The organism is Peptoniphilus pacaensis (genome assembly GCF_900088125.1).
Classification (GTDB): Bacteria; Bacillota; Clostridia; order Tissierellales; family Peptoniphilaceae; genus Aedoeadaptatus; species Aedoeadaptatus pacaensis.
In genome coordinates, this window is the sequence record NZ_FLQT01000003.1 from 1,589,948 (window position 1) to 1,611,347 (window position 21,400).

30 protein-coding genes are annotated in these 21,400 nt (G+C 48.9%); 29 read left to right on the forward strand and 1 reads right to left on the reverse strand.

From position 1 onward, the window contains the following. Positions 1-9 precede the first annotated feature (9 nt). From BN7444_RS07630 to BN7444_RS07755, 29 genes are all read left to right on the forward strand, one after another. On the forward strand, positions 10-1,413 hold the full coding sequence (locus tag BN7444_RS07630) for a phage portal protein (RefSeq protein ID WP_068457884.1): 1,404 nt from the start codon (positions 10-12) through the stop codon (positions 1,411-1,413). After that, entirely contained in the window at positions 1,376-2,854 is a 1,479-nt protein-coding gene (locus tag BN7444_RS07635) for a phage minor head protein (RefSeq protein WP_068457886.1), read from the forward strand. The genes BN7444_RS07630 and BN7444_RS07635 overlap by 38 nt, the downstream gene beginning before the upstream one ends. 11 nt (positions 2,855-2,865) lie before the next feature. Next, positions 2,866-3,042 (forward strand): hypothetical protein, encoded by a 177-nt coding sequence (locus tag BN7444_RS09380; protein WP_167627213.1) that lies wholly within the window; start codon positions 2,866-2,868, stop codon positions 3,040-3,042. A gap of 166 nt (positions 3,043-3,208) precedes the next feature. Next, a complete protein-coding gene (locus BN7444_RS07640) occupies positions 3,209-3,784 on the forward strand; it encodes a DUF4355 domain-containing protein (protein WP_068457888.1) in 576 nt (191 codons plus the stop codon). 4 nt (positions 3,785-3,788) lie between these two features. Beyond that, positions 3,789-4,661, forward strand: coding sequence for a capsid protein (locus BN7444_RS07645; RefSeq protein WP_068457890.1), 873 nt, complete (start codon positions 3,789-3,791; stop codon positions 4,659-4,661). A gap of 23 nt (positions 4,662-4,684) precedes the next feature. Continuing rightward, on the forward strand, positions 4,685-5,014 hold the full coding sequence (locus BN7444_RS07650; RefSeq protein ID WP_167627214.1) for a head-tail connector protein: 330 nt from the start codon (positions 4,685-4,687) through the stop codon (positions 5,012-5,014). Next, positions 4,998-5,507 carry a phage virion morphogenesis protein gene (locus BN7444_RS07655; RefSeq protein ID WP_245654208.1) on the forward strand — a complete coding sequence of 170 codons (510 nt, stop codon included), beginning with the start codon at positions 4,998-5,000 and terminating at the stop codon, positions 5,505-5,507. Before BN7444_RS07650 ends, BN7444_RS07655 begins: the two co-directional genes overlap by 17 nt. Next, a complete protein-coding gene (locus tag BN7444_RS07660; protein WP_068457897.1) occupies positions 5,507-6,397 on the forward strand; it encodes a phage neck terminator protein in 891 nt (296 codons plus the stop codon). Before BN7444_RS07655 ends, BN7444_RS07660 begins: the two co-directional genes overlap by 1 nt. Beyond that, complete coding sequence (locus tag BN7444_RS07665) at positions 6,394-7,383, forward strand: DUF3383 family protein (protein WP_068457899.1); 990 nt, start codon at positions 6,394-6,396, stop codon at positions 7,381-7,383. Before BN7444_RS07660 ends, BN7444_RS07665 begins: the two co-directional genes overlap by 4 nt. A 1-nt stretch (position 7,384) precedes the next feature. After that, positions 7,385-7,786, forward strand: a complete 402-nt coding sequence (locus BN7444_RS07670; protein WP_068457900.1) for a phage structural protein — start codon at positions 7,385-7,387, stop codon at positions 7,784-7,786. A gap of 10 nt (positions 7,787-7,796) precedes the next feature. Next, a complete protein-coding gene (locus BN7444_RS07675; RefSeq protein WP_068457903.1) occupies positions 7,797-8,063 on the forward strand; it encodes a hypothetical protein in 267 nt (88 codons plus the stop codon). 181 nt (positions 8,064-8,244) lie between these two features. Continuing rightward, positions 8,245-10,329 (forward strand): phage tail tape measure protein, encoded by a 2,085-nt coding sequence (locus tag BN7444_RS07680; protein WP_068457905.1) that lies wholly within the window; start codon positions 8,245-8,247, stop codon positions 10,327-10,329. Positions 10,330-10,333: 4 nt separating this feature from the next. Continuing rightward, positions 10,334-10,804 (forward strand): phage baseplate protein, encoded by a 471-nt coding sequence (locus BN7444_RS07685; RefSeq protein WP_068457908.1) that lies wholly within the window; start codon positions 10,334-10,336, stop codon positions 10,802-10,804. Next, positions 10,801-11,106, forward strand: a complete 306-nt coding sequence (locus tag BN7444_RS07690) for a phage baseplate plug family protein (protein WP_068457909.1) — start codon at positions 10,801-10,803, stop codon at positions 11,104-11,106. The genes BN7444_RS07685 and BN7444_RS07690 overlap by 4 nt, the downstream gene beginning before the upstream one ends. Beyond that, complete coding sequence (locus BN7444_RS07695; RefSeq protein WP_068457911.1) at positions 11,093-11,941, forward strand: phage protein; 849 nt, start codon at positions 11,093-11,095, stop codon at positions 11,939-11,941. Before BN7444_RS07690 ends, BN7444_RS07695 begins: the two co-directional genes overlap by 14 nt. After that, the gene (locus BN7444_RS07700; protein ID WP_068457913.1) at positions 11,942-12,481 is read left to right on the forward strand and encodes a Gp138 family membrane-puncturing spike protein; all 540 of its coding nucleotides are present in this window, start codon (positions 11,942-11,944) and stop codon (positions 12,479-12,481) included. Position 12,482: 1 nt separating this feature from the next. Further along, a complete protein-coding gene (locus tag BN7444_RS07705; RefSeq protein ID WP_068457914.1) occupies positions 12,483-12,845 on the forward strand; it encodes a contractile injection system sheath initiator in 363 nt (120 codons plus the stop codon). After that, on the forward strand, positions 12,838-14,034 hold the full coding sequence (locus BN7444_RS07710) for a baseplate J/gp47 family protein (protein WP_245654209.1): 1,197 nt from the start codon (positions 12,838-12,840) through the stop codon (positions 14,032-14,034). Before BN7444_RS07705 ends, BN7444_RS07710 begins: the two co-directional genes overlap by 8 nt. Further along, on the forward strand, positions 14,027-14,659 hold the full coding sequence (locus BN7444_RS07715; RefSeq protein ID WP_068457918.1) for a hypothetical protein: 633 nt from the start codon (positions 14,027-14,029) through the stop codon (positions 14,657-14,659). The genes BN7444_RS07710 and BN7444_RS07715 overlap by 8 nt, the downstream gene beginning before the upstream one ends. After that, on the forward strand, positions 14,660-15,691 hold the full coding sequence (locus BN7444_RS07720; RefSeq protein ID WP_068457919.1) for a phage tail protein: 1,032 nt from the start codon (positions 14,660-14,662) through the stop codon (positions 15,689-15,691). 249 nt (positions 15,692-15,940) lie between these two features. Continuing rightward, positions 15,941-16,189, forward strand: a complete 249-nt coding sequence (locus BN7444_RS07725) for a hypothetical protein (RefSeq protein ID WP_068457921.1) — start codon at positions 15,941-15,943, stop codon at positions 16,187-16,189. Between the two features lie 23 nt (positions 16,190-16,212). Next, the gene (locus BN7444_RS07730) at positions 16,213-16,464 is read left to right on the forward strand and encodes a hypothetical protein (protein WP_068457923.1); all 252 of its coding nucleotides are present in this window, start codon (positions 16,213-16,215) and stop codon (positions 16,462-16,464) included. Further along, the gene (locus BN7444_RS07735; protein ID WP_068457925.1) at positions 16,465-16,791 is read left to right on the forward strand and encodes a hypothetical protein; all 327 of its coding nucleotides are present in this window, start codon (positions 16,465-16,467) and stop codon (positions 16,789-16,791) included. It abuts the gene before it with no gap. Then, positions 16,788-16,934 (forward strand): hypothetical protein, encoded by a 147-nt coding sequence (locus BN7444_RS09385; RefSeq protein ID WP_167627215.1) that lies wholly within the window; start codon positions 16,788-16,790, stop codon positions 16,932-16,934. The genes BN7444_RS07735 and BN7444_RS09385 overlap by 4 nt, the downstream gene beginning before the upstream one ends. Before the next feature lie 40 nt (positions 16,935-16,974). Next, positions 16,975-17,802: a hypothetical protein gene (locus BN7444_RS07740; protein ID WP_068457927.1), complete on the forward strand. Its 828-nt coding sequence runs from the start codon at positions 16,975-16,977 to the stop codon at positions 17,800-17,802. A 34-nt stretch (positions 17,803-17,836) separates the two neighbouring features. After that, a complete protein-coding gene (locus BN7444_RS07745) occupies positions 17,837-18,115 on the forward strand; it encodes a hypothetical protein (RefSeq protein WP_068457929.1) in 279 nt (92 codons plus the stop codon). A gap of 41 nt (positions 18,116-18,156) precedes the next feature. Then, positions 18,157-19,458: a glucosaminidase domain-containing protein gene (locus tag BN7444_RS07750; RefSeq protein ID WP_068457931.1), complete on the forward strand. Its 1,302-nt coding sequence runs from the start codon at positions 18,157-18,159 to the stop codon at positions 19,456-19,458. Continuing rightward, on the forward strand, positions 19,403-19,678 hold the full coding sequence (locus tag BN7444_RS09305; RefSeq protein WP_167627216.1) for a hypothetical protein: 276 nt from the start codon (positions 19,403-19,405) through the stop codon (positions 19,676-19,678). The genes BN7444_RS07750 and BN7444_RS09305 overlap by 56 nt, the downstream gene beginning before the upstream one ends. A 3-nt stretch (positions 19,679-19,681) precedes the next feature. Then, entirely contained in the window at positions 19,682-19,939 is a 258-nt protein-coding gene (locus tag BN7444_RS07755; protein WP_068457933.1) for a hypothetical protein, read from the forward strand. A 287-nt stretch (positions 19,940-20,226) separates the two neighbouring features. Here BN7444_RS07755 and ychF read toward each other — a convergent pair whose 3' ends face one another. Then, on the reverse strand, positions 20,227-21,312 hold the full coding sequence (gene ychF / locus BN7444_RS07760) for a redox-regulated ATPase YchF (RefSeq protein ID WP_068457934.1): 1,086 nt from the start codon (positions 21,310-21,312) through the stop codon (positions 20,227-20,229). Between the last annotated feature and the right edge of the window lie 88 nt (positions 21,313-21,400).

The window sequence follows — 21,400 nt, forward strand, 5'->3', positions numbered from 1 at the left end:
AGGTGAAGTATGGATAGCAATATTACGGAGCACTTTGAGCTGCCGAAGACGGTGTATTTACCGCCGGAGACGGAGGTCACCGAGGATCTGATTAAGGCCCTGGTGAAGATGAAAGAGAAGGAAGTGGAGCGGTTCCACGTGCTTCAGGACTACTACGAGGGCAAGTCGAAGATTACGGAGCGGCAAAAGGACAGCCACAAAGCCAATAATAAATTGGCCCTGGACTATCCGTCTTATATCGTGGATGTTCTCTTAGGCATGTTTGTGGGCAAGCCTATTTCCTACACAGTGGCGGAAGAAAACAAAGAGATCATGGCAGCGGTTCAAGACGTCTTCGATCTTAACGACGAGCAGGACGAGAACACGGAACTGGCGAAGATGTGCGGCATTAAGGGCCGAGGCTATGAAATTGTCTACTTAGACGAGGAAGGAAGCGTCCGCTTTAACGAAGCGGAGCCGGAGAATGTGGTCATGGTTTACGATAACCGCATTAAGCCGGAGCCACTGTTCTGTCTTTATATTCGGGATCATGTGACCGTGGACAATTTAGAAGCGGATAAAAAGGACAAGTTCCTCACGCTATACACAAAAGATTCAGTGAAAGAGTACCTCATGGCGGGCGGCGATTTATCCCTTATGGAAGAATCGGCCAATCTCTTCGGGGAAATCCCGGTGATTGAGTTTCTGAACAACGACGAAGGAATCGGCGATTTCGAGCGGACGCTGTCGTTGATCGACGCCTTAAACCTGGCGCAGTCCGACACGGCCAACGACTTCCAGGAATTTACGGATGCTCTCCTGGTGCTCTTCGGGATGCCGCAGACCGATTCCGACGACGTGAACCAAATGATGGAGGATCGGGTCCTGCTATTAGACAAAAGCGGGGACAACGGGCAAGGGGCCCAATGGCTTATTAAAGAGATCAACGACACGGCCCTTGAAAACTACAAGAACCGCCTGGATGCGGACATTCATAAGTTCGCCAAGGTGCCCAACATGAGCGACGAGAACTTCGCCGGGAATGTCTCCGGGGAGTCCATGAAGTACAAGCTCTTCGCCACGGATCAAATTATCAGCCAAAAGCAGCGGAAGTTTAAGACGGCCCTGCAAAAACGGTTGAAGTTGATCCTGGCCATTTTGAATATCAAGGGCTCCGCCGATTTCGATTATCGGGATATTTCTCTGGTCTTTAACGACAACAAGCCTTACAACGAGCTGGACAATATCAACACAGTGAAATCGGCTTTAGATGCCGGACTTTCCAAGACCTATGCTTATTCCAAGCTGCGGGATATGGACGACATTCAGGAAGAGTTGGAGCGGCAAGCTCAGGAAGTGGACGCTTATGTGGAGTCCTTTAAAAGGGAGCTAGACGATGGACAAGAAGTTCCTGAAGATTCAACAGTCGTATGAGCGGCTGATCAAGAAGAAGGAAAAGGGCATCGTTCAAAACTACGGAAGATCCTATAAGCGACTGAGAAAAGAAGTGGAGAAGATCTATGACGATGCCGAAAAAGATGGTGAGTTGAACTATTCCCGGGAGGACGTGGCCAAGCTGGACAAGAAGACGGCGGATATTATGCTGGACTTGTACCGGACGAACACAGGCGCCATTGAAAACACCTTGAAGCAGATCGCCCAAGATACCAGAGAGGCATCGGCGGCGGACAGCATCGTCCCCGTAAAAAAGACCTTCGATCCGAGCCGCGTCATTAACAAGGAAGTGGCGGGCAGAATATGGACGGAGCGAATTGACCACTATGGCGACAATTTTGTCTATGACGTTCACTCCATTATTAAGGCGGGCTTGGAGCGTGGAGATACTTATACCACCATGGGGAAACATCTTCGGGATCGCTTTGGCCGCGATGTAGGCAATGTGGCCAGAATCGCCCGAACGGAAGGGGCCCGAGTGCTGGAAGACACCAAGTTCGACACCTTCAGCGAGATCAATAAGAACTCCAAGATTAAGGTGATGAAGGTGTGGCGCACCATGCAAGACGAGGCCGTTCGTTCTACTCACCAAGCCATGGAAGGGGTAGAGGTGGAGCTGGAAGAAGAATTCGTACTTCCCAGCGGCGCCACTTGTCTTTATCCAAAGGACACGGGCTTTCCGGAAGAGGATATTAATTGCCGCTGCTATTGTGAGTATAAGCCGGTGATCGATGATGGTACTAACGAGGAAAACGGGTATAATACAAACGGGATCTCAGGTGTAAGCACTTTCGATGAAATGGCGAGTTACTTCAAAACAAAGAATATTGTCATGGATGACGAGGTCAGAGATCTCGACTTCAAAGCAGTAAAAAGGACCCTTACTGCAATTGAGGAAATTGCCGAGCAATATCCGGATGCTTATAATCGAGTGGAGAGAGTAAGCACATCAAGAGAAGGGGTCATGTCTTGTAGCGGTAGAAAAATCAACTTTAATCCGAAATATTACAAAGATACAAGTTATTTAGAAAACCGGTGTAAGGAATTGTCCCTTTCCGGCTGGTGGCATAAGAGCTCCAGTCTTGAATCCCTAGGTGTCCATGAGTTTGGTCATGCTGTCAACTGGGACCTGATCGCGAAGAATGAACACTATGACTATGATTTTCAAAGAATCCTCGATTGGAATGATGGCGAAACTGCCAAGAGGATAGTCTCGAAGGCATGTAAAGACATTAAGAAGACGCCTTACGGTAAGGGAAAGGTCAATGCCACGTTGAGAAAAGCTCAATCCACATATGGAGCATCTGAACCAAGAGAGGCCATTGCAGAATCTTTTGCCGATGTTTACGCCAATAAGGAGAACGCGAACCCGCTTTCCGTAAGGATTATAGAGATTATAAACGATATGTTAAAAGGATAAGGGGGAAGAAAATGCTTGAACCTAAATTCGTGCCCTATTTGACGGAAAAGAAGGCGAAATCAGAACATGGATATAGCTATATCGTCTTGAAGGAAGACACGCCAAAAGATCTAAGGGATGAATACATGGAGATCGTGGCGGAGCAAGACGAAAGAATAAAAAACGGCGAAATGATTATGATGTATTAAAGGCAGCGTTAAGGAGGTTCCTTAAACGTTGCTTTTTTGATGTGGTAAATAAGTGGCTGTTTCCGAAATGGAAATAACCACTTTTTTATTGCCTTTTACTTGCCAGGCGTAAAAGAAGCATGGGGGAATCAAAACAAGATTTAAAAATGGGAAAGGATGAAGAATTATGGATAAAGATGCAGTTAATGTAAACCAAGAAGCGACATTGGATGCGCAAGAGGCCGAAGCGAAACAAGCGGTAGAAGGTCAAGACCACCAAAAAGAAGAGAACAAAGGCGGCGACAAGACTTTTACTCAGGATGAAGTGACCGCCATCGTGGAAGCGAGATTGGCCAGAGAGCGCAGCAAAGCGGAGAAAGAGACGGAAAAGAAGATCGAATCGGCCATTCAGGAGGCGGAGCGACTGGCGAAGCTGTCGGAAGATGAGCGGAAGCAGGAAGCCGAAGAAGCGAAAGATAAAGAGCTGGAAGCGGCGAAGGCGGAACTTGCCAGGGTTTACCTGGAAAGGGACACCATGAGCCGGCTGGCGGAGGAGAAGATTCCGTCTGAATTCAAAGACTTCTTAATGGGATCGGATGCTGAATCGACGAATGAAAACATTAAGGCCTTTAAGCCAATTTTTGAGTCCATGATTCAAAAGCAGGTGGAAGAACGTTTAAAAGGGAAAACGCCGACGGTGGCCGCTCAGGCTTCGAAGGCGGATGTATGGTCGACATTGAAAGATAAGTACAAGAAAGGATGAGACGATGGCAATTAAGATTTTTACAAAACAATACGCAGGACTTTTAGCAAATGTCTTTGAGAAGAAACAGAACTTTTTAAACACTTTCGGCGGCAAGCTGCAAGTGCAAGACGGGATCACTAACAAGGATTCCTTTATCGACTTGAAGATTTCCGACACCGATGTGGTCATTCAAAAGTACGACATGGGCGAAAACGTGGCCTTCGGTACCGGAACGGGAACTTCCAATCGCTTTGGTCAAAGAAAAGAAATCAAGTCCGTTGATAAGCAAGTGCCTTACGAAGAACCCCTGGCCATTCACGAAGGCGTGGACAACTTCACGGTGAACGACAATGCGGAAGAGGTCATCCAAGAAAGAGCGGCACTGCACGCTGAAGCTTGGGTAGAGCAAATGAACGGCTTCCTGTCCAAGGCTTTGTCCGATGCAGCCCACAAAACCCTTACCGGTAAACTGACTGAGGAAGACGTGGTTAAGACATTCAACGAAGCATCCAAGATCTTCGTGAATAACAAGGTCTCCAAGGATGTGGCGCGCGTAGCCTATGTGACCTCTGATGTTTATAACTTTATTGTGGATGCAAAATTGGTTTCCACAGGCAAGGGATCCACCGTCAACATCGACGACAACGAATACCTGAAGTTCAAGGGCTTTATCCTGGATGAGCTTGCCGACGAATACTTCCAAAAAGGCGAAAACATCATCTTTGCGGCAGACAATGTTGGCGTTGCCGGCGTGGGCATTGAAATCTATCGTATGTTGGATTCCGAAGACTTCGCAGGCGTGGCCATTCAGTCCGCAGGCAAGTTCGGCAAATACATTCCCGAGAAAAACCAAAAGGCCGTCGTAAAGGCTAAATTAGCCGCCGTCACCGCTTAAGCATAGCCATGGACGAAAAAGGCATGGACAAGCTCTTAGAGCAGGAGCAGGCGAAAAAGGAAGAGGAGAAGGCAAGGTTAAGGGCCCTGTATTTAGGCCAAATTGAGGACTATTGCAATCTATCTTTCAAAGAAGATCTGCCTGCCGGCGTCGCTTTGGCCTTGGAGGAGCTGGTGAAGACGGATCCGGGCAAGTTTAACATTGCCGCTGAAAAGCTGTCGGATATGGCGGTGACCTATCAAGTGGCCGGAGACGGCTTGCCCGATTACATCCGCCATTGGCTGAACCCGTACCGGCGCGCCTATATCCTGTCGAACAAGAAGAAGAGAGAGTATCGTGGCGATCGTATCTGATATCTCCCATGTGGACGAGATCATCGAGCGACTGGAAGAATTGGAGAGGTATCAGGTGGTTGTGGGTGTGACATCCAGTGCCGGCGGCGAAATACTGATGATCGCCAATGTGCACGAATACGGATGCAACATTCCCGTAACGCCTAAAATGCGCGGCTTCTTTCTCTACAATTGGGGGATCATGTTGACCAAGTCGACAATCAATATACCGGAGCGTTCCTTTGTTCGTGCCGGCTTCGATGCGAAGAAGGGCGAGATCGAAAGCTACGGAGATTTAATTGAATCCGTCGTCACCGGGGGATTAAGCGGCCGAGAGTTTTTCGAAATCATCGGCCAGGCTGCGGCGCAGGCGATTCAGTCTTTTTTAATCAACGACGTGAAGAGTCCGCCGAATTCGTCCTTTACTATTATGAACAAGCGAGGAAAATCCAATCCCCTGGTGGACAGCGGTCGCCTGGTGAATTCAATCAGTTATGAGATTCGAGGGAAGTGATGTTTGATTTTAGCGAGCTGGTTCGCCGTTATAGTCGGGGTACGGTGGTGGCTGAGGTAGAACAAGATGGCTACTACGATATGGACGACGGCGGGCGCTATGTGGAAGGGCGAAGCCTTCAGTTGCGCCTGGATCCCGCTGCCATTGTGCCGCTTTCGAACGAGGATTTAAGGCACGACGAGGGCGGTCTGTTTAATCAGGATAGCCGGAAGCTCTATTGCTATTACCATTTAGACAAGGGCACGTCTATCGTCAACCGTATGGAGGAGGGCCGCGTGAAGGCCTATACCATCACCGGTGAACGCGACTATTCCGACTATGACCCGAACCTGCATATTTATTTTATGGAAAGAGCAATCGAAATGATCAAGACGCTTAGACAGCTTGTAGTAAAAGGCATGTATGAGGATACGGGGCTGGTCGTGGTGGATACGGATAATCCCCACAAAAAGCCGCCGTATCCTTTTTATTCCTTTAAGTTTATGACGCTGAGGCAGAACGTCGGCGAAGACGGCGTAGAAAGCAGGCACTTCGAGCCTTCGCTGAATCCCGATTTCAAACATGATTACATCGAAGAAATTACTTTTCAGCCGAAGGTGATCATGAGTTTTAACGCTTATGGTAAGGATATTGTGGCGTGCCAGGAATGGGCCTATAAGGCGTGGGAGTGGTTTCGCTTTCAGTCGAGGCAGCTGTTCGCAGAGAATAATATAAAGGTCGTAACCGTGGGCGATATGACCGATCGGTCGATTTACATCGCCGATTACTACGAGTACCGGGTGGGCTTCGATGTGGAATTCAGAATCGTGCATCGAATCGAAAACCGGACAGAGACAATTGAGCACTACAAATTTAATCAAAAGAAGACGAGGAGAGGAGTTGACCTATGATTTTAGATTTTCCCGTCAATATTCAGCGAAAGACGGTGGGGGTCTCGGAGAGGGGATTCGGCACAATCCTTATTTTTGACCCGAGCCAAGATATTAATTTTAAATACATTACGGCGGAAAACGTGAAGGAATTCAGCACGGAATCGAAGCTATATAAAATGGCGAGCCGCTTATTTATGCAAAAGCCGCAGCCCCAAGAGGTAGCGGTGGTAGGGAAAAACGGCGCCGCCGTGGAGGGCTTTAAAAAGGTGTTGGAAGAGACCAATGACTTTTTCTTCCTGACTTGTACGGATAATTCCGTGGAAACCATTAAAGGCCTGTCCAATTTATGCCAGGTAAACAATAAGGTCTATGCCGTGACGGTTAACGATTACGAAGATGCGAAAAAGCTTTTCGAAGAAGTTTACGATAACACATTCGTTATGTACCACGATGACAGCGAAAGCTTTGTGGCGGAAGCTTTGGCCGTGGTCATGTCCTACAAGATCGGCGGCAAAACGGCGAAGTTTAAGACATTGCAAGGCGTAAAGGCCGCCAATGTTTCTCTGACGCAAGTCAATGAGCTGCACAAAAGCAACCTCTTCACTTATGTGGAGAAGCTGGGTGTGCTGCAAACGTCGGAAGGAAAGATGCTATCCGGTGAATATATCGACGTCATTCTCGGCGAATACTGGATCCGCTTCCGCATGGAAGAGCGCATGCAGCGCCTGGCGTTGACTCAGGACAAGATTCCCTATACGAACCGAGGCATCGGCATGCTGGTCGGCGTGGCGGAGTTGGTTCTGACGGAAGCCGTGGCCATGGGAATCGTGGAAGAAGGACAATACAGAGTGGATTATAAGGTTCGCGAAGATGTGGACAGCAATGAAGTGGCCCTCAGAAAATACGATTACATTCTCTGGACGGCCATGCTTCAAGGCGCCATTCATACGGGCCAAATCAGCGGTATTTTAACCTACGATGTCGTAAACAGAGAGGAGGCATAAGATGGCAGAAAAGTTAACATTCGTCTATGATCCGGAGAAAGTCGTCGTTCAAATGGGGAATATGTACCTGACCGGTTTTTCCGAAGACGGCAAAGTGACTGTTGAACAGAACGAGGACGATATTGTGCCCAAGGTCGGCGTCGACGGGATTGTCAACTACACGATTAATCACGACAAGACGGCGAAGGCGAAGGTGAAGCTAATGTCCACGTCGCCCTGCGTGCCGGCGGTGCGCGATCTGGCGAAGAATAATCAAGAGTTTGACTTTTCTTTGGTGGACATGAACGATAATGGACAAAACATTGCGTCGAGCAATTGCCGCATTATGAAGACGCCGGATTATGTTCGCGCCAAGGAAGCGGAAGAAGTCGAGTTCGAAATCTTCATCCCCTATTACAAATAAGGAGAAGTAAATGGCAAACAAATTCGAAAATAAAAAGGTGGAAATCAACGGCACCGAATATGTCATTCAAAAGCTTCCGAATCGGGAAGCTATCCGATTGAGAAAGCAGTGGGGAAGCAAGGATGCGGCATCCGGCATAGACGATGAAAAGATGATGGACTTGTGTCTTGAACATTTCGTCGTATCGCCGAAGAAAAAAATCGAAGACTTTGACTCCATTCCGGAGATTGAAGAACTGGTTAAGGTCTGCATCGAATTCCAGTATGTGGGAAAGTAAATGAGTTAAGGGCGGAGATCAACAACGATTATGAGGATTTCTGGCGGCCGTCTCTGCTTTTAATGCAAGACGGCATCTTAACTTATACGGAAGCCATGACGATTTCGGCCGACGAGCTGTATAGGCTTCACTATGCCTATACTTTGTTGAGGGAAGAACAGTAAAAGGAGGTGGATAGATAGTGGCCGATGCAAGAGAACTGATCTTTAGCATCAAGGCGGAAGGTGCCGACGATAGTGTCGATAAGATTAAAGGAGTAGATAAGGCCATGGACGGCGCCAAGTCGAAGGTCGGCGGTTTAGGCGGCGCCATGCAGACACTCGGCTCCGGCATGCAGCTGGTCGGAGGTAAAATCCAGAGCTTTGGCGGTGCTGTCATGGCACAAGGAAAAGGCATTACGAAACTGGGGAAAAAGGTAACGAGAGCCACCGCGCCTTTTGCGGCTGCTGCCGCTGTTGGTGTTAAGAAGTTTATGGCCTTGGACACGGCTATTCGCCAAGTATCCACATTAACCACCAACGAAGTGCTGCCAGTTAGCCAAATTCGAAAGGATGTAAAGGCTATATCTAATGCCCACGGCATCGCCCAAACGGAAGTAGCCGGGGCCATGTATGAGGCGCTGTCTTCGGGGATCGACCAATCGAAGGTCACTGAGTTTACCAAGTCCGCCGTGAAACTGACGAAAGCGGGCTTTACGGATATGGCCACGGTCGTGGATGCGACGACTACCGTCTTAAATGCCTATGGCGATGCGGCCTACGATGTAAGCAAGATTCACGATATTTTCGTCAAGACGCAGGACAAAGGGAAGATCACCGTAGACGAGTTAGGGAAGAATATCGGTCGCGTTATTCCCTTGGCTGCGGCTGCCGGAGTCAATGTAGATCAATTGGGTGCATCCTACGCCATGCTGACGGCCAAAGGGCAAAACGCCCGAATCGCCACGACGAATTTAAACAGCATGATCGCCGAATTGTCTTCCAGCGGTACGCGGGCGGACAAGGTGTTGAGAGGAGCGACGGGGAAGTCGTTCTCTGAATTGACGAAGTCCGGCACAAGCTTAGGCGACGTGCTTGGAATCCTCAACGAAAATGCGACGAAGTCCGGTATGGCTCTAAATGATATGTTCGGCAACACGTCGGCGGGGCAAGCTGCAATGTCCCTCTTTTCAGAAGGGGCCGAAGGCTATAACAAAATGCTGAAAGAGATGCAAAACTCCGACGGCGCCACGGATGCCAATTATGAAAAAATGATTGGACCTGCGGAGCAGTGGGCCCAGGCGAAGTCACAAATAGAAAATTCTCTTATCGATTTAGGCGGGGCCATGGCGCCTTTTGTCTTGGAAATTGCAGGCGCCATCTCCGAGGTGGTGGCAAAGTTCCAGGAACTTGATCCGGCTACGCAGTCTACTATCGCACAGTGGGCGTTGGTGGTACTGGCCGCAGGGCCTTTGATCACGATCTTCGGATCTATTGTCACAGGAGTCGGAGCATTTATATCAGTGATCGGCAGCGTGATTGGTTTCGTCGGATCCCTGATCGGCGTTCTCGGAAGTGTCGTTTCCGTCGGCGGTTCAGTGATCGGAGCCATTGGCGGCATTGTGGCCGCATTAGGGCCCATCGGATGGGTGATTATGGCCGTCGTCGGCGTGGGTGCTTTTCTTATCGCAAACTGGCAGGAAATCAAGGCTGAGGCGGCATCTCTCGGCGGAGGGATTCGAGGCTATCTCGTAGGCGCCCTTCACGTCGCCGCAAGTAAATTCTCTGGATTAAGAGGAAAGGCTGTTGGAGCCCTCAATGCGATTAAGGGGGCTTGGGAAAGCTTAAAGAGGGCACTGGCCAATCCTATTAAGGGGGTCGTTTCCATTGTGTCCAGTGCCGCCGGAGGTATTGCGAAACTGGGCGGCGGAGGAGGCAAAGGCAAGGGCAAGGGGAAAAAAGGCGTGCCCTCCCACGCGACGGGGCTTGATTACGTGCCCCATGATGATTACCTGGCGAATTTGCACGAAGGGGAAATCATCCTTACAAAGACGGCCGCCAATGCCTATCGTGAACTGGGCGGGACGAAAGACGGGCTGACGGAAGTCAACACGACGAATTCTCAAACAGTGAATCGAAATCGCTCGGAATCCGAAACGGTGAATAACACGTCGCCCCATGTAACCATTAATGTTTACGGCGGGGAAAACAACCCCATGGCCATTGCGCGAGAAGTTCGGGAAGAATTCAGCAACTTATTCAGGGACTTACAACTACAAAGGGCGTGACGATATGGACAAGAAAACAAGAATTAAACTTGGCGACGTCATAATGGATGCCGTCGTGGAGGAAAGTCCATCTTTTCCCGCCGAGGTGACGAACAAGGCCATCGAAAAGGGCGAAGATATTTCCGACCACATGAAGACGAAGCCTTACACGGTAAAGCTTTCGGGATCCATGGTGGACGATGCGCCGGGAAAATTGAAACAGATTAGAGATTACCAAAAGAACGCCACGCTCTTAACCTACATCGGGCGTGGAATTTACGGGGACGTCGTCATCACCAGCTTTGACACGAAGCACGGCGTCAAAAACGCCAAGGGCTTTGATTACGACATTACCCTTCAACACGTAAAGGTGGCAGTACCTAAAACGTTCAAGGTATCGGTTAAGAATCCGAAGTCGAAGAAGCAAGATAAAAAGACGGCCAGCAAGGTCAAAAGGAAGACGAACGAGGGGAGAAAGCAGGTGAAGCGGAAGTGAAATATATCGACATTGAAAAAGAGAAGATCCCTTACCGCTTTGAAATCGTGCTGAATAACGAGACCTTTCAGTTTGAAGTCTTCTACAACACGGTCGGGGATTTTTTCACCGTAGATTTATACAAGAATCATCAGTTGATCCTGTACGGCGAAAAAATCACGCTGGATGTGCCGCTTTTTAACGATTACGCCTATTTAGGGATCCCGAAGGTGATCGTGAAGCCCGGCGATACAACTCGCCAGGCGCTGCGTATTACCTATGATAATTTAAACGAGGATGTGTTCCTTTATGTATTGGATTAGGGAGATCGAGGTACTGGCCGGCGGCAAGAAGTTTGAAAGCACCGGGGACAAGGGACTTGATATTGATCTGAACATTAGCTTCGGAGATAAGGAAGAGCCGGATGTGTCCGAGGTTACCATTTACAATCTGTCGGATCATTCGATCAATGAAATCAAGAAGCAGGGCTACTGCATCGTCAATGCCGGGTACAAGGAATTGGGAAACATTGCCAATGTGCTTTCAGGCGACATTGAAGATGTGAACACGGACTGGCAGGGCCTGGACAAAGTGACGAAGATCAAGGTCTCCGACGGCGGAAAAGCCTGGCGAACGGCGGAGCTCAATGCAACATACGAGAAAGGCACGAAGGCAAGCTTCATCATGCGAGACCTGGCCAATGTCATGGGCTATGAGATTGTGGAGATAACGCCCAAAGAAGACAAGGTATATAAGCTGGGCAAGACGATTCAGGGGCCATGCTCCAATTCCTTAAAGCAACTCGTAAAAGATACGAACTCTAAAATGTTCATCAACAAAAACCGAATCACGATACGAGACGAGAAAAAAGGCTATGATACGGGTTTCGTCTTAAATGGCGAGACGGGCTTGATCGGCAGCCCGACGCTTAACAAGGACGACTCCGGCGATAAGACGGAAGCGCGTGAAAAAGATAAAGATAAAAAAAAGAACAAGAAAGAGAAGAAGACGTGGAAAGTGGTCTGTCTTTTAAATCCGAAAATAGAGACGGACTCCATTATTAAGATCGAATCCAGGTCTGTAAACGGGACTTTCCGCGTCATCAGCGGGAAGCATACCAATGATTTCAATACAGAGCTAAAGGTAGAGGAGGTGTAGATGGAAGCGGCGAATCAATTTTTAAATGACTTCGCTTCGGGAATCACGAAGGGGATGCACGTGGCGAAACTTGCCAAAGTCGTGCGATTTGATCCCAATACCATGGTGATCGATGCCCTTCCCCTACCCAGCGAAGACCATGCCATGGTGCTAAATGTGCCGGTGGCCACTGTTCGATCCGGGGATTATATCCTTTACTACCCCCTTAAAGCCGGGGATATGGTGGTGCTTCTTTTCATGGACAACGACACGGACAACATCTTACTTGGCGAAGATTCAGCGGAGACGGAAAGAGGCCACGATGTTTCGGACTGCGTGTGCATCGGCGGCATCACCCTCTTAAAAGACTCTATTCCTGTTGCAGAAAAGGATGCTCTCGTCGTACAAAACATGGGCGGTACGGGAAAGATCGTTTTGAAGCAAGACGGAAGTATAAAACTGGAAAGCCCGAAGATCGAGCTCGTCGGCTATGCAAGTTATAACGGCAGGGAAATCGCCGTAAAAGGCGACAAAACCAGTGACGGGGCAAGGATTGTTTAGTATGTATAAAAACACATTTAAAATGGTAGGCGGCGATATTGTCGTCGATGGAGATTTGATTCTCGTCGACGGGCAGGAAGAGCTCAGGCAGAACATAGAAAACCGCCTATCGGTCAATGTCGGGGAGTGGTTCTTGAATATCGGCATGGGCTTGGACTATGCCGCCATTTCAGGAAAGGGCATAGAAGACCGGGGGATCGAATTCGCCCTGAGGGAATGTTGCTTCCAGGATGATCGCGTCAAAGAAGTTCGCGATGTTCGGGTGAAAAGAAATCCGGAGACGCGAGAGGTGTTGATCGAATTCGTCATCATCGACAAGGAAGATAATCCCCTGTATATGGAGGAGGTGGTGAATCTTGGATAAACCTGAAAGAGAAGAAATTCGCTACGGCGTGACGCCTTACGGCTTCCGGCGCAAGCTCTATGCCGAAGCACTTGCGGAGCGTATGTCCCGGGCGAAAGAGGTCTTCGGCGTCAATATCGACTTATCGGAGACCTCCTTTCTCGGGAAGCTGATCCGAAATATGGCATGGGATGAAGCCGGCTTATGGGAACGAATTGAAGAGGTCTATTTTTCCGCCTTCGTCAACTCTTCGGAAGGAACGGGCCTGGATAATGTGGGCCAGTACCTTACCATCACCCGGCGCCCGGCAGTGAAGTCGAAAGGGATTTTGACCATTAAAGGCGTGGACGGCACGAAAATTCCCAAGGGGTTTCGGGTAACGACGAAAAGCGGCGTGATTTTTGAAACCACTGACGATGCGGTTATTACCAACGGGCAGGTGGACGTGGCCATTATTTCTGTGGCTGCGGGGAAAAGCAACAATGTGGCTGAAAATGCCGTGACCGAAATTGTGAATCCAAGCTTCGGCATTAATTCCATCGTCAATGTAAAGGCGACGGAAGGCGGCCTGGACACGGAAACCGACAAGGAATTCCGCGAGCGATACAAAAAATCATACTCCCGAGGCGGCGGCTCCACGGTGCCGGCATTGACGGCAGCCTTACTGGATATTGATTCCGTCGTGGATGCGGAGGTCGTGGAGAATGTCACCATGGAAACCGTGAACGGCATTCCACCGAAGTCCGTGGCCTGTTATGTCTTCGGAGGAAGCGATGAAGCCGTGGCAGAAGCTATCTTCCAAAACAAGGCAGCAGGCATCGAAGCTTTCGGCGATCACTATGTAGACCAAGAAGACACCAAAGGCCGCAAGCATAAAATCGGCTTTACACGGGCGAAGGTGGAGGACGTCTATGTGAACCTGAAGCTTTTAAAAGACGAAAACTACAAGGGCGACGATGCAGTGAAGCGGGCCGTGCTGAATTATATCGGCGGCATCGACGAGGACGGCATCGAATATGCCGGGCTGAAACTGGGGAATGACGTGATTCTATCCAAGGTCATCGGCGCCGTTATGTGCATGGGCGGCGTGGCCGATGTGGCGGTGGAACTGTCGAAGGACGGTAAAACGTACAAGGAAGCCACGGTAGAAATCGCGAGCAACCATATTGCCCGCACGGCACCGAGCAAGGTGATGATCCGCTATGTCTAAACTTTATGAAGAAGCATGGGGGCGATTGCCGGAGCGCTTCCGAAAGCCGAGGAACAAAGATCTTTACTACGTGCTCTACACCCAAAGCTACGATGAATTTTATGAGACATTAGATTCCATCGAAGCCAGTCGAAACATCGACAAGGCGAAGGGAAAGTCTCTCGACCATTTAGGTGCCAATGTGGGGCAGTTCCGCATCGACGAAGACGACGAACTGTATCGACTGTTGATTAAGACGAGGATCATCGCCAATTTATCCATTGGAGATATCCCCACCATTAACGAGGTTATGTCCGTACTGGTGAAGGAAATCTATCTCGGACTGGAAGAGGTATGGCCACTGGACGATGACCTCAACGAGCCGGCGGCAATAAAGCTGCATCTCGGGCCACTGGCAAAGTCCATCCCTTATGAAATCATCGACCGCATCAAGGCGGCAGGCGTGCGCGTGTTGATCGAGCTGAACTACAGGAAAGATTTTTATGGCGCAGCGGCGAGTGTAGCCGGTGAAATGATTACCATTGCACCGCCGAAGCCGAAGAATCCGGACCGGCCCGTGGTGGATCATCTGGCGGCAAGCCTCTATACGGAGCACGAAGCAATAACCATAGAAAGGGGTGTGTAAATGGAGGAGAAGTTTTTTAGCCTGATCACCGAAATCGGGAAGCAGAAGATCACCAATGCCGTGGCGCTTGGGAAAAAGGTCGAACTGACCAATCTCTGTGTCGGTGACGGCGACGGCGGCTATTACGACATTTCAGAAAGCCAGACCGCACTGAAGAATCAAGTGTGGGAAGGCGGCCTGACAAAGGTGGTCGTCGGACAGCAAAATAAAAATGAGATTTTAGCGGAAGCCTATATCCCGACGGATGTAGGCGGTTTTTATATCCGCGAAGCCGGTATTAGAGATAAAGACGGCGACTTAATCGCCATTGCCAAGCATCCGGAAACATTCAAGCCTATCGGCGAATTCGGCGCCTACAAAGACATTACGATTCGGATGATTTTAAGTTTTTCCAATGCGGCCAATGTGGTATTGAAGGTGGATCCTTCCATCGTGGTGGCCACGCAAAAGGACTTGCAGGATCTTGCCGGGAATATCCATCAAATGATCGATACAACGGCCTTTGAAAAAATTGAAAACAAGGACACGGCGGGTGGCTATGCCGGGCTGGATGCCAATGGAAAGGTACCGAAGACCTTGCTATATCCGGCAGAAAAAGGGCTGGCCCTCGGCGAAGCGTCGGACACGGCATACCGCGGGGACAGGGGCAAGATCGCCTATGACCATAGCCAGTCGCCCCACGCACCAAGCAATGCCTATAGCAAAGAGTCTATGGATACCATCGTGGACGGCATAAAGAAAAATATGCTGACTCTCGGCGAAACGTCGAGCACGGCATATCGTGGGGATCGCGGAAAACTGGCCTATGACCACAGCCGCAGTGCCCATTTGGGCCTCGGCGAGACAAGCGGAACGGCGTATCGAGGGGACAGGGGGAAGATCGCCTATGACCACAGCCAATCGCCTCATGCGCCGGCGGATGCGCTGAGTCGGGCGCAGTCGTATAGCCGGGCTGAGGTGGATGCGCTCATAAAGAAGACGAAGGAAGAAATAAACAATGATATTTATGCCCTGATTCTTGGGCTAAGTTAAGGAGGGTATGATGGCAAAACTAAAGTATGATCGACCGATTAATTTCCCCGGTAGATTAAACACCAAAGTAACAATCCCTGACGACGAAGTGTGGAAAGTGACAACCTACCCTACCATAAGCAGCCTTGATAGCTGTACAAAACTGTACGGGGGGGGTACAGCTTCGACAGTACAAATACACCTGGCGGGGTCTCCGGCATCGCCTTCAAACACGTCGAAGAGTAAGCGACTCCATGGAGGTGATTCTCCATGGCTAGAAAACTTGTTTTCGATCGGACGCTTTGGATCGAAACAAAACAATCATCGAGTGTTGTGGTACCGAAAGACGAGTTGTGGAAAGTTGGTTACGCGTCCGGCAATAGCTCTGGGGTTTGTATATCTGAGTCGTATTTTCACTCTGCTTACTCTTGGGATCGAGTTCTTGCCGGAGGCGTGGCGGTCAAAATGCAGGAAAAGGCAGCACTCTGCGGCATCGCCTTTAAGGTCGTGGAGGAATAATACGGTGGAGGGGGTGACCCTCTATGCCTAAGAAATTGGTTTTGGATCGAGGAATAAGCTTGAAATTATCTGGAGGGCAAGTGACAACTGTACCCGATGGCGAAGTGTGGTCTGTCTCAATACATGAATCGGATTACAATGCAGCCTCTCTTTTAGACGGTAACGGTCAACTTAGATCATTTGCGCGTGCGTCGTTTTCCGGTGGCACGTCTTTTAGTGCGTATTTTAAAACAAGTATTATAACCGGTCTCGCTTTTAAGTTACAGGAGGTATAAATGTACAAATATTTTGACACTCGAAATAAGTGCTGGATTTCGTGGGTACCGCCCCATGAAAAGCTGGCGGAGGATATTGTGTTGGAGGTCACCGGCAAGGTGGGCACGAAGGACGACCCGGTGGAAGTGACCGAGGAAGTCGCCGACAAGATCAGTAAGCTCTATGAGGAGCGTGCGCCGAAAGAGGAGCCGAAGCCGGAAGAGCCGAAGCCCTCTGAAATCGAAGCGCTAAAAAAGGAGCTGGACAATACCAACGCCACGGTGGCGGAGCTGATGCTTTTGATTCCCACTGTCGCCGCTCCGAGTATGGAAGGAGGTGACAAATGATGGCCATGTTTATCGCCCATCGTATCATCGATGGTACCTTTACCTATAAGCAAATCTTTAGCTTTAGACTGTATCAGCGTTACAAGCCCGACACCGACGCGATTCTGATTGCCGAAGGTCGCCAAGACTTGATCGCAGAATAAGGTCAAAGATGATATAGTAGTTTCCGAGGAGTGTGATTAAATGTTCCTAAAACTAGTTGAAGCATTGTCTATCGCAATAGAGGCCTTGAAAGACTTGGATTGGTCAACAATTTTGTCTACAGTCCTCGGATCTCTTATATCTGCGGCTGTCGCCTTCAAGGTGGCGAAGTATCAGGTCGACAAGTCAAAACAACAACAGCAAGAACAAATAGACGAAAACAGACGACTTGAAAAAGAATTATTTTTCTATAAAAGTCGCCACGATGCTCTTGGAGCGTGTATAAATGCTTTGGATGATGTGATAGATTCATTTCAAAAGGCTTTCAGTTCAAGTCGAGCGGGAGACCGCATGAAAGCCAGTCTGGAAGACTTGGGTAAAGATAGGACTATAGATTTACTAGTAAATGAAATTTACGGGCCTATAGACAAGATAGCAGAGTTTGAAGCGAAATATAGAAGGGTGATTTGGAGAAGTTACTTCGATGACGAAAGTGTCGTTTCAATTGAACGTAAGGCGAATCTTCAATCAAATGCACTAAGAAAATTTTTCAATCAGTATACTGATTGTATAAGCTCAATGGTTAAAGATAATAATTTCGATATCTTGTCATATGCCTTGGAGTATTATATTTTCAACGAGCTGATGATTTTGCAACATTTGTATTTGACGATTTATAAAATTAACAGCCTATACTTTTCGGACGAACGCTATGTGAAAGTAATCGTTGAAGAGATTTTAAAAGCATACAGAAATGAAACCACATTCATGGAGAGCGAAAAAAACGAATGGAAATTACTGCTGGAAAAACGCGACATAAACGGGATCGTTGAAAAGCGATTAAATATGATGTCCGGTGAACCTCGATAGAGGTTCTTTTTTATTGCGAATAGGGGGGTGATGTATGCTTGAATTGTATCAACCGATCGTGAATTTCGGGGTGCTCGTCGTCATTGCGGCTATGTACCTGTGGCAAACACCGAAGACCATCGAGAAAATCACGAAGGTGATTGAATCAAATACTTCGGTAATCAAGGACAGCAAGACTTATCACGAACGTATGGAAGCGGTACTCGCCGAAATGCGGACGGATGTGGAGATGCTGAAGGAAAGTAAAAACTACGACGAGATCCACGATATCCTCATCAGGATCGAGGGCAAGGTAGATTCCTTGGGAAAATGACGAGGCGGGGAAACCCGCCTTTTTGATTGGAGGTGATGAAAATGGTTAAGATATTACTAGATCCCGGCCACGGTGGCGGCCGTGCCTATAACCGCGGCTTTAAGCAGGTGGAGAATCTCCCTTATTGCAATGAGGGGGATTGTAATTTCCTTTATGCCAGAGATTACCTAAAGCCGGCACTTGAGTCTTATGGCTTCCAAGTGGGCATGACGAAAAATACCATCGGCCCGGACATTCCATTGAAGACACGTGGAGCCATGGGTAAGGGTTATGACCTACTCATTTCGTGCCACTCAAACGCCTGTGGAGGTTCCGTTCGAGGCGTAGAGATATGGGATAGCACGAATCCACGTGAACAAATAACAGCACTGACAGATATGTTATGCAAGTCCATAGCTGCGACGTTAGGGATCCTCAACAGGGGGACAAAACGGCGAAAAAACAGACATGGTTCGAACTTTTATGGAATATTGCGCCATGGGTTGGCGAAGCACAATTTTATCATTGAGCACGCCTTCCATGATAATCTGCAAGACGCCACGGTTTACAGAAAGAATCTGAAGCCTTTAGCCGAAGCAGTTGCGAGGACATTGGCCGCCTATTATGGGCTAACGAAGACCGATGTTGAAACACCGAACGTGAAAGTGGAAGACCCACAATCTGATTTCATCGACATGATCGTTGAAAATATCAAAGGTAAACAACTTCGAATTCTTCCATCCATTACTATTGCCCAAGCTATTTTAGAATCCGGGTGGGGAAAATCAGAATTGGCGAAGAATGCCCATAACTTATTTGGTATTAAAGCAAGTAAAGATTGGGCAGGAAAAACCTATGCCAAGAAAACGAAAGAACAAAAACCGACAGGCGAGATCTACGAAATTGTCGCCGACTTTAGAGCCTATGACAGCTATGCTGATTCCATAGTGGATCATGACAAGTTTTTTGTATCTACTCCATGGAGAGAAAAAAACTATGCTGCGGTTCTTAATGCGAAGGAATACAAGACTCAAGCAAAGGCGTTGCAGTCTTGCGGCTACGCCACGGCGCTGGATTACGGAAAGCAGCTGATCGGGCTCATCGAGCGGCTAGGGTTGCAGCAATACGATAAAGGAGTTGAGAAGTACGTGACCAGAGATATTACAAAGCCCTCGGACTGGGCGAAAGATGCGTGGGATTGGGGTCAAGAGCAAGGAATTTGCGACGGAACCCGCCCCGGTGATGATATAACAAGGGAAGAGTTTATGGCGATTCTTTACCGCTACGACCAAAAGAAGGGGGACAACCATGCAAAGTGCGATAGTACTGACAAGCGCGACACTCGGTTTGACACAGGCCTTTAAGATCGCAGGGCTCCCGAGCCGATACAGCCCGATTGTGGCCATTGTCGTAGGTACGATTATGAACCTGGCGCTTGCAGGTTTGTCCGCGGAAAGCGCCGTAACGGGCATGGTCATCGGTCTCTCCGCCGTCGGGCTCTACGAGAGCGGCACGAGGATCGGCGATTCGGGGGCAGTAAGTCCCCAAGAAAAAGAGGCATACGAAGATCACAAGCGCGGATAGCCTATGCGGCTTACCATTCTGTACAAGCCTGGATGTGGCGATAGGCCTTGGTTGATTAAAAGAGAGGGCGGCGCTTATGAGCAGCACGCCCATCTGCATACGAAGAAAGATGCGCTGCGGGTGCGTCAAATTATTGATTCCGGCAAGTATCCGTATTGTAAGGGATATAAAATCGCAGTGCGGCGTTTACTGACCGAAGAAGAGTTTAAAAATCTGCATAAAAAGCAGAGGTACTTAAACTCGCAGGAAGGGCCGAGGTAGTACAACACTTGGTAATGATTTAAAACGCCTTAGAATCGATCTGAGGACGTTGGGAAAATTGATTAGAGCAATAAAATAGCGTCTAGGGAGCGTGATTCCTTAGACGCTTTTTTTATTGGATCATTGAAAACAAACTGACGTTAAATCTATTTTGCGTGCGCCATTCATACGCCATTCGTGCGCCAATTATTATAAAATAGGCGGAAAAGATGGACTAATTAGAATAGAACGGATAAGAGAAATGGCTTAGTAATGCGTGTTTCAGCAACCAAGCCATTCTAAAAATTTTACACGTTGAATTTGAAGTTGACGACATCGCCGTCTTCCATGACATAGTCTTTGCCTTCGCTTCGTATCCAGCCTTTTTCCCGAGCTTGCGCCAGAGAGCCGGCCTCCACTAATTTATCGTAGGCGATGGTATCGGCTTTAATGAAGCCGCGCTCGATGTCGGTGTGAATTTTCCCGGCGGCTTCCGGTGCCTTGGCGCCTTTTTTTACGGTCCAAGCGCGGGATTCCATTTCGCCGGTGGTGAGGAAGCTGATCAAGCCCAAGAGGGTGTAGGAAGCCTTGACCAAGCGGTCCAATCCGGAGTCGGCGAGGCCCATGGCGTCGAGGAATTCCTTTTTACTTTCGTCGTCGAGGGAAGAAATTTCCTCTTCGATGGCGGCGGAGATAATGATGGTTTCGTCGCCGCTCTTATCGGCAAAGGCCTTCACTTCATCTACATAGCTGTTGCCTGTGGCTACGTCGTCTTCGCTGACATTGGCGGCATAGATGACGGGCTTCATGGTTAAAAGGCTGAAGGAGGAGAGGAGCTTCAAGTCCTCTTCCGTGTACTCCAGGGAGCGGGCTGGCTTCTCCGCTTCCAATGCGGCGATAATTTTTTCGATCAACTCTTTTTCCGGCTGCAGGCTCTTGTCGCCCTTCATTTGTTTTTTGACTCTTTCCAGGCGCTTTTCAAGAAGTTCCAGGTCGGAAAAGATCAGCTCCAGATTGATGGTGTCTATATCTCTCACGGGATCGACGCTGCCTTCCACGTGAATGATATTGCCGTCGTCGAAACAGCGGACCACGTGGACCAAGGCGTCGACTTCGCGAATGTGTGACAAAAATTGATTGCCCAGGCCTTCGCCTTTGCTGGCGCCTTTGACCAAGCCAGCGATGTCGGCGAATTCGATGGTGGCGTAGATGATTTGCTTCGAATGGCTCATCTCGCTCAACACATCGAGTCGGCGGTCTTTTACCTCCACCATGCCTACATTGGGCTCGATGGTGGCGAAGGGATAGTTGGCCGCTTCGGCACCTGCTTGGGTAATGGCGTTAAATAAAGTGGACTTGCCTACATTGGGCAGTCCGATAATTCCTAATTTCATAATTTCTTCCCCCTAATCCTAATCCTGCTCATTATATCATAGTTTTTCCCGCTATTTTATGGGATTCGATTTCATTTTATGGGGCGTT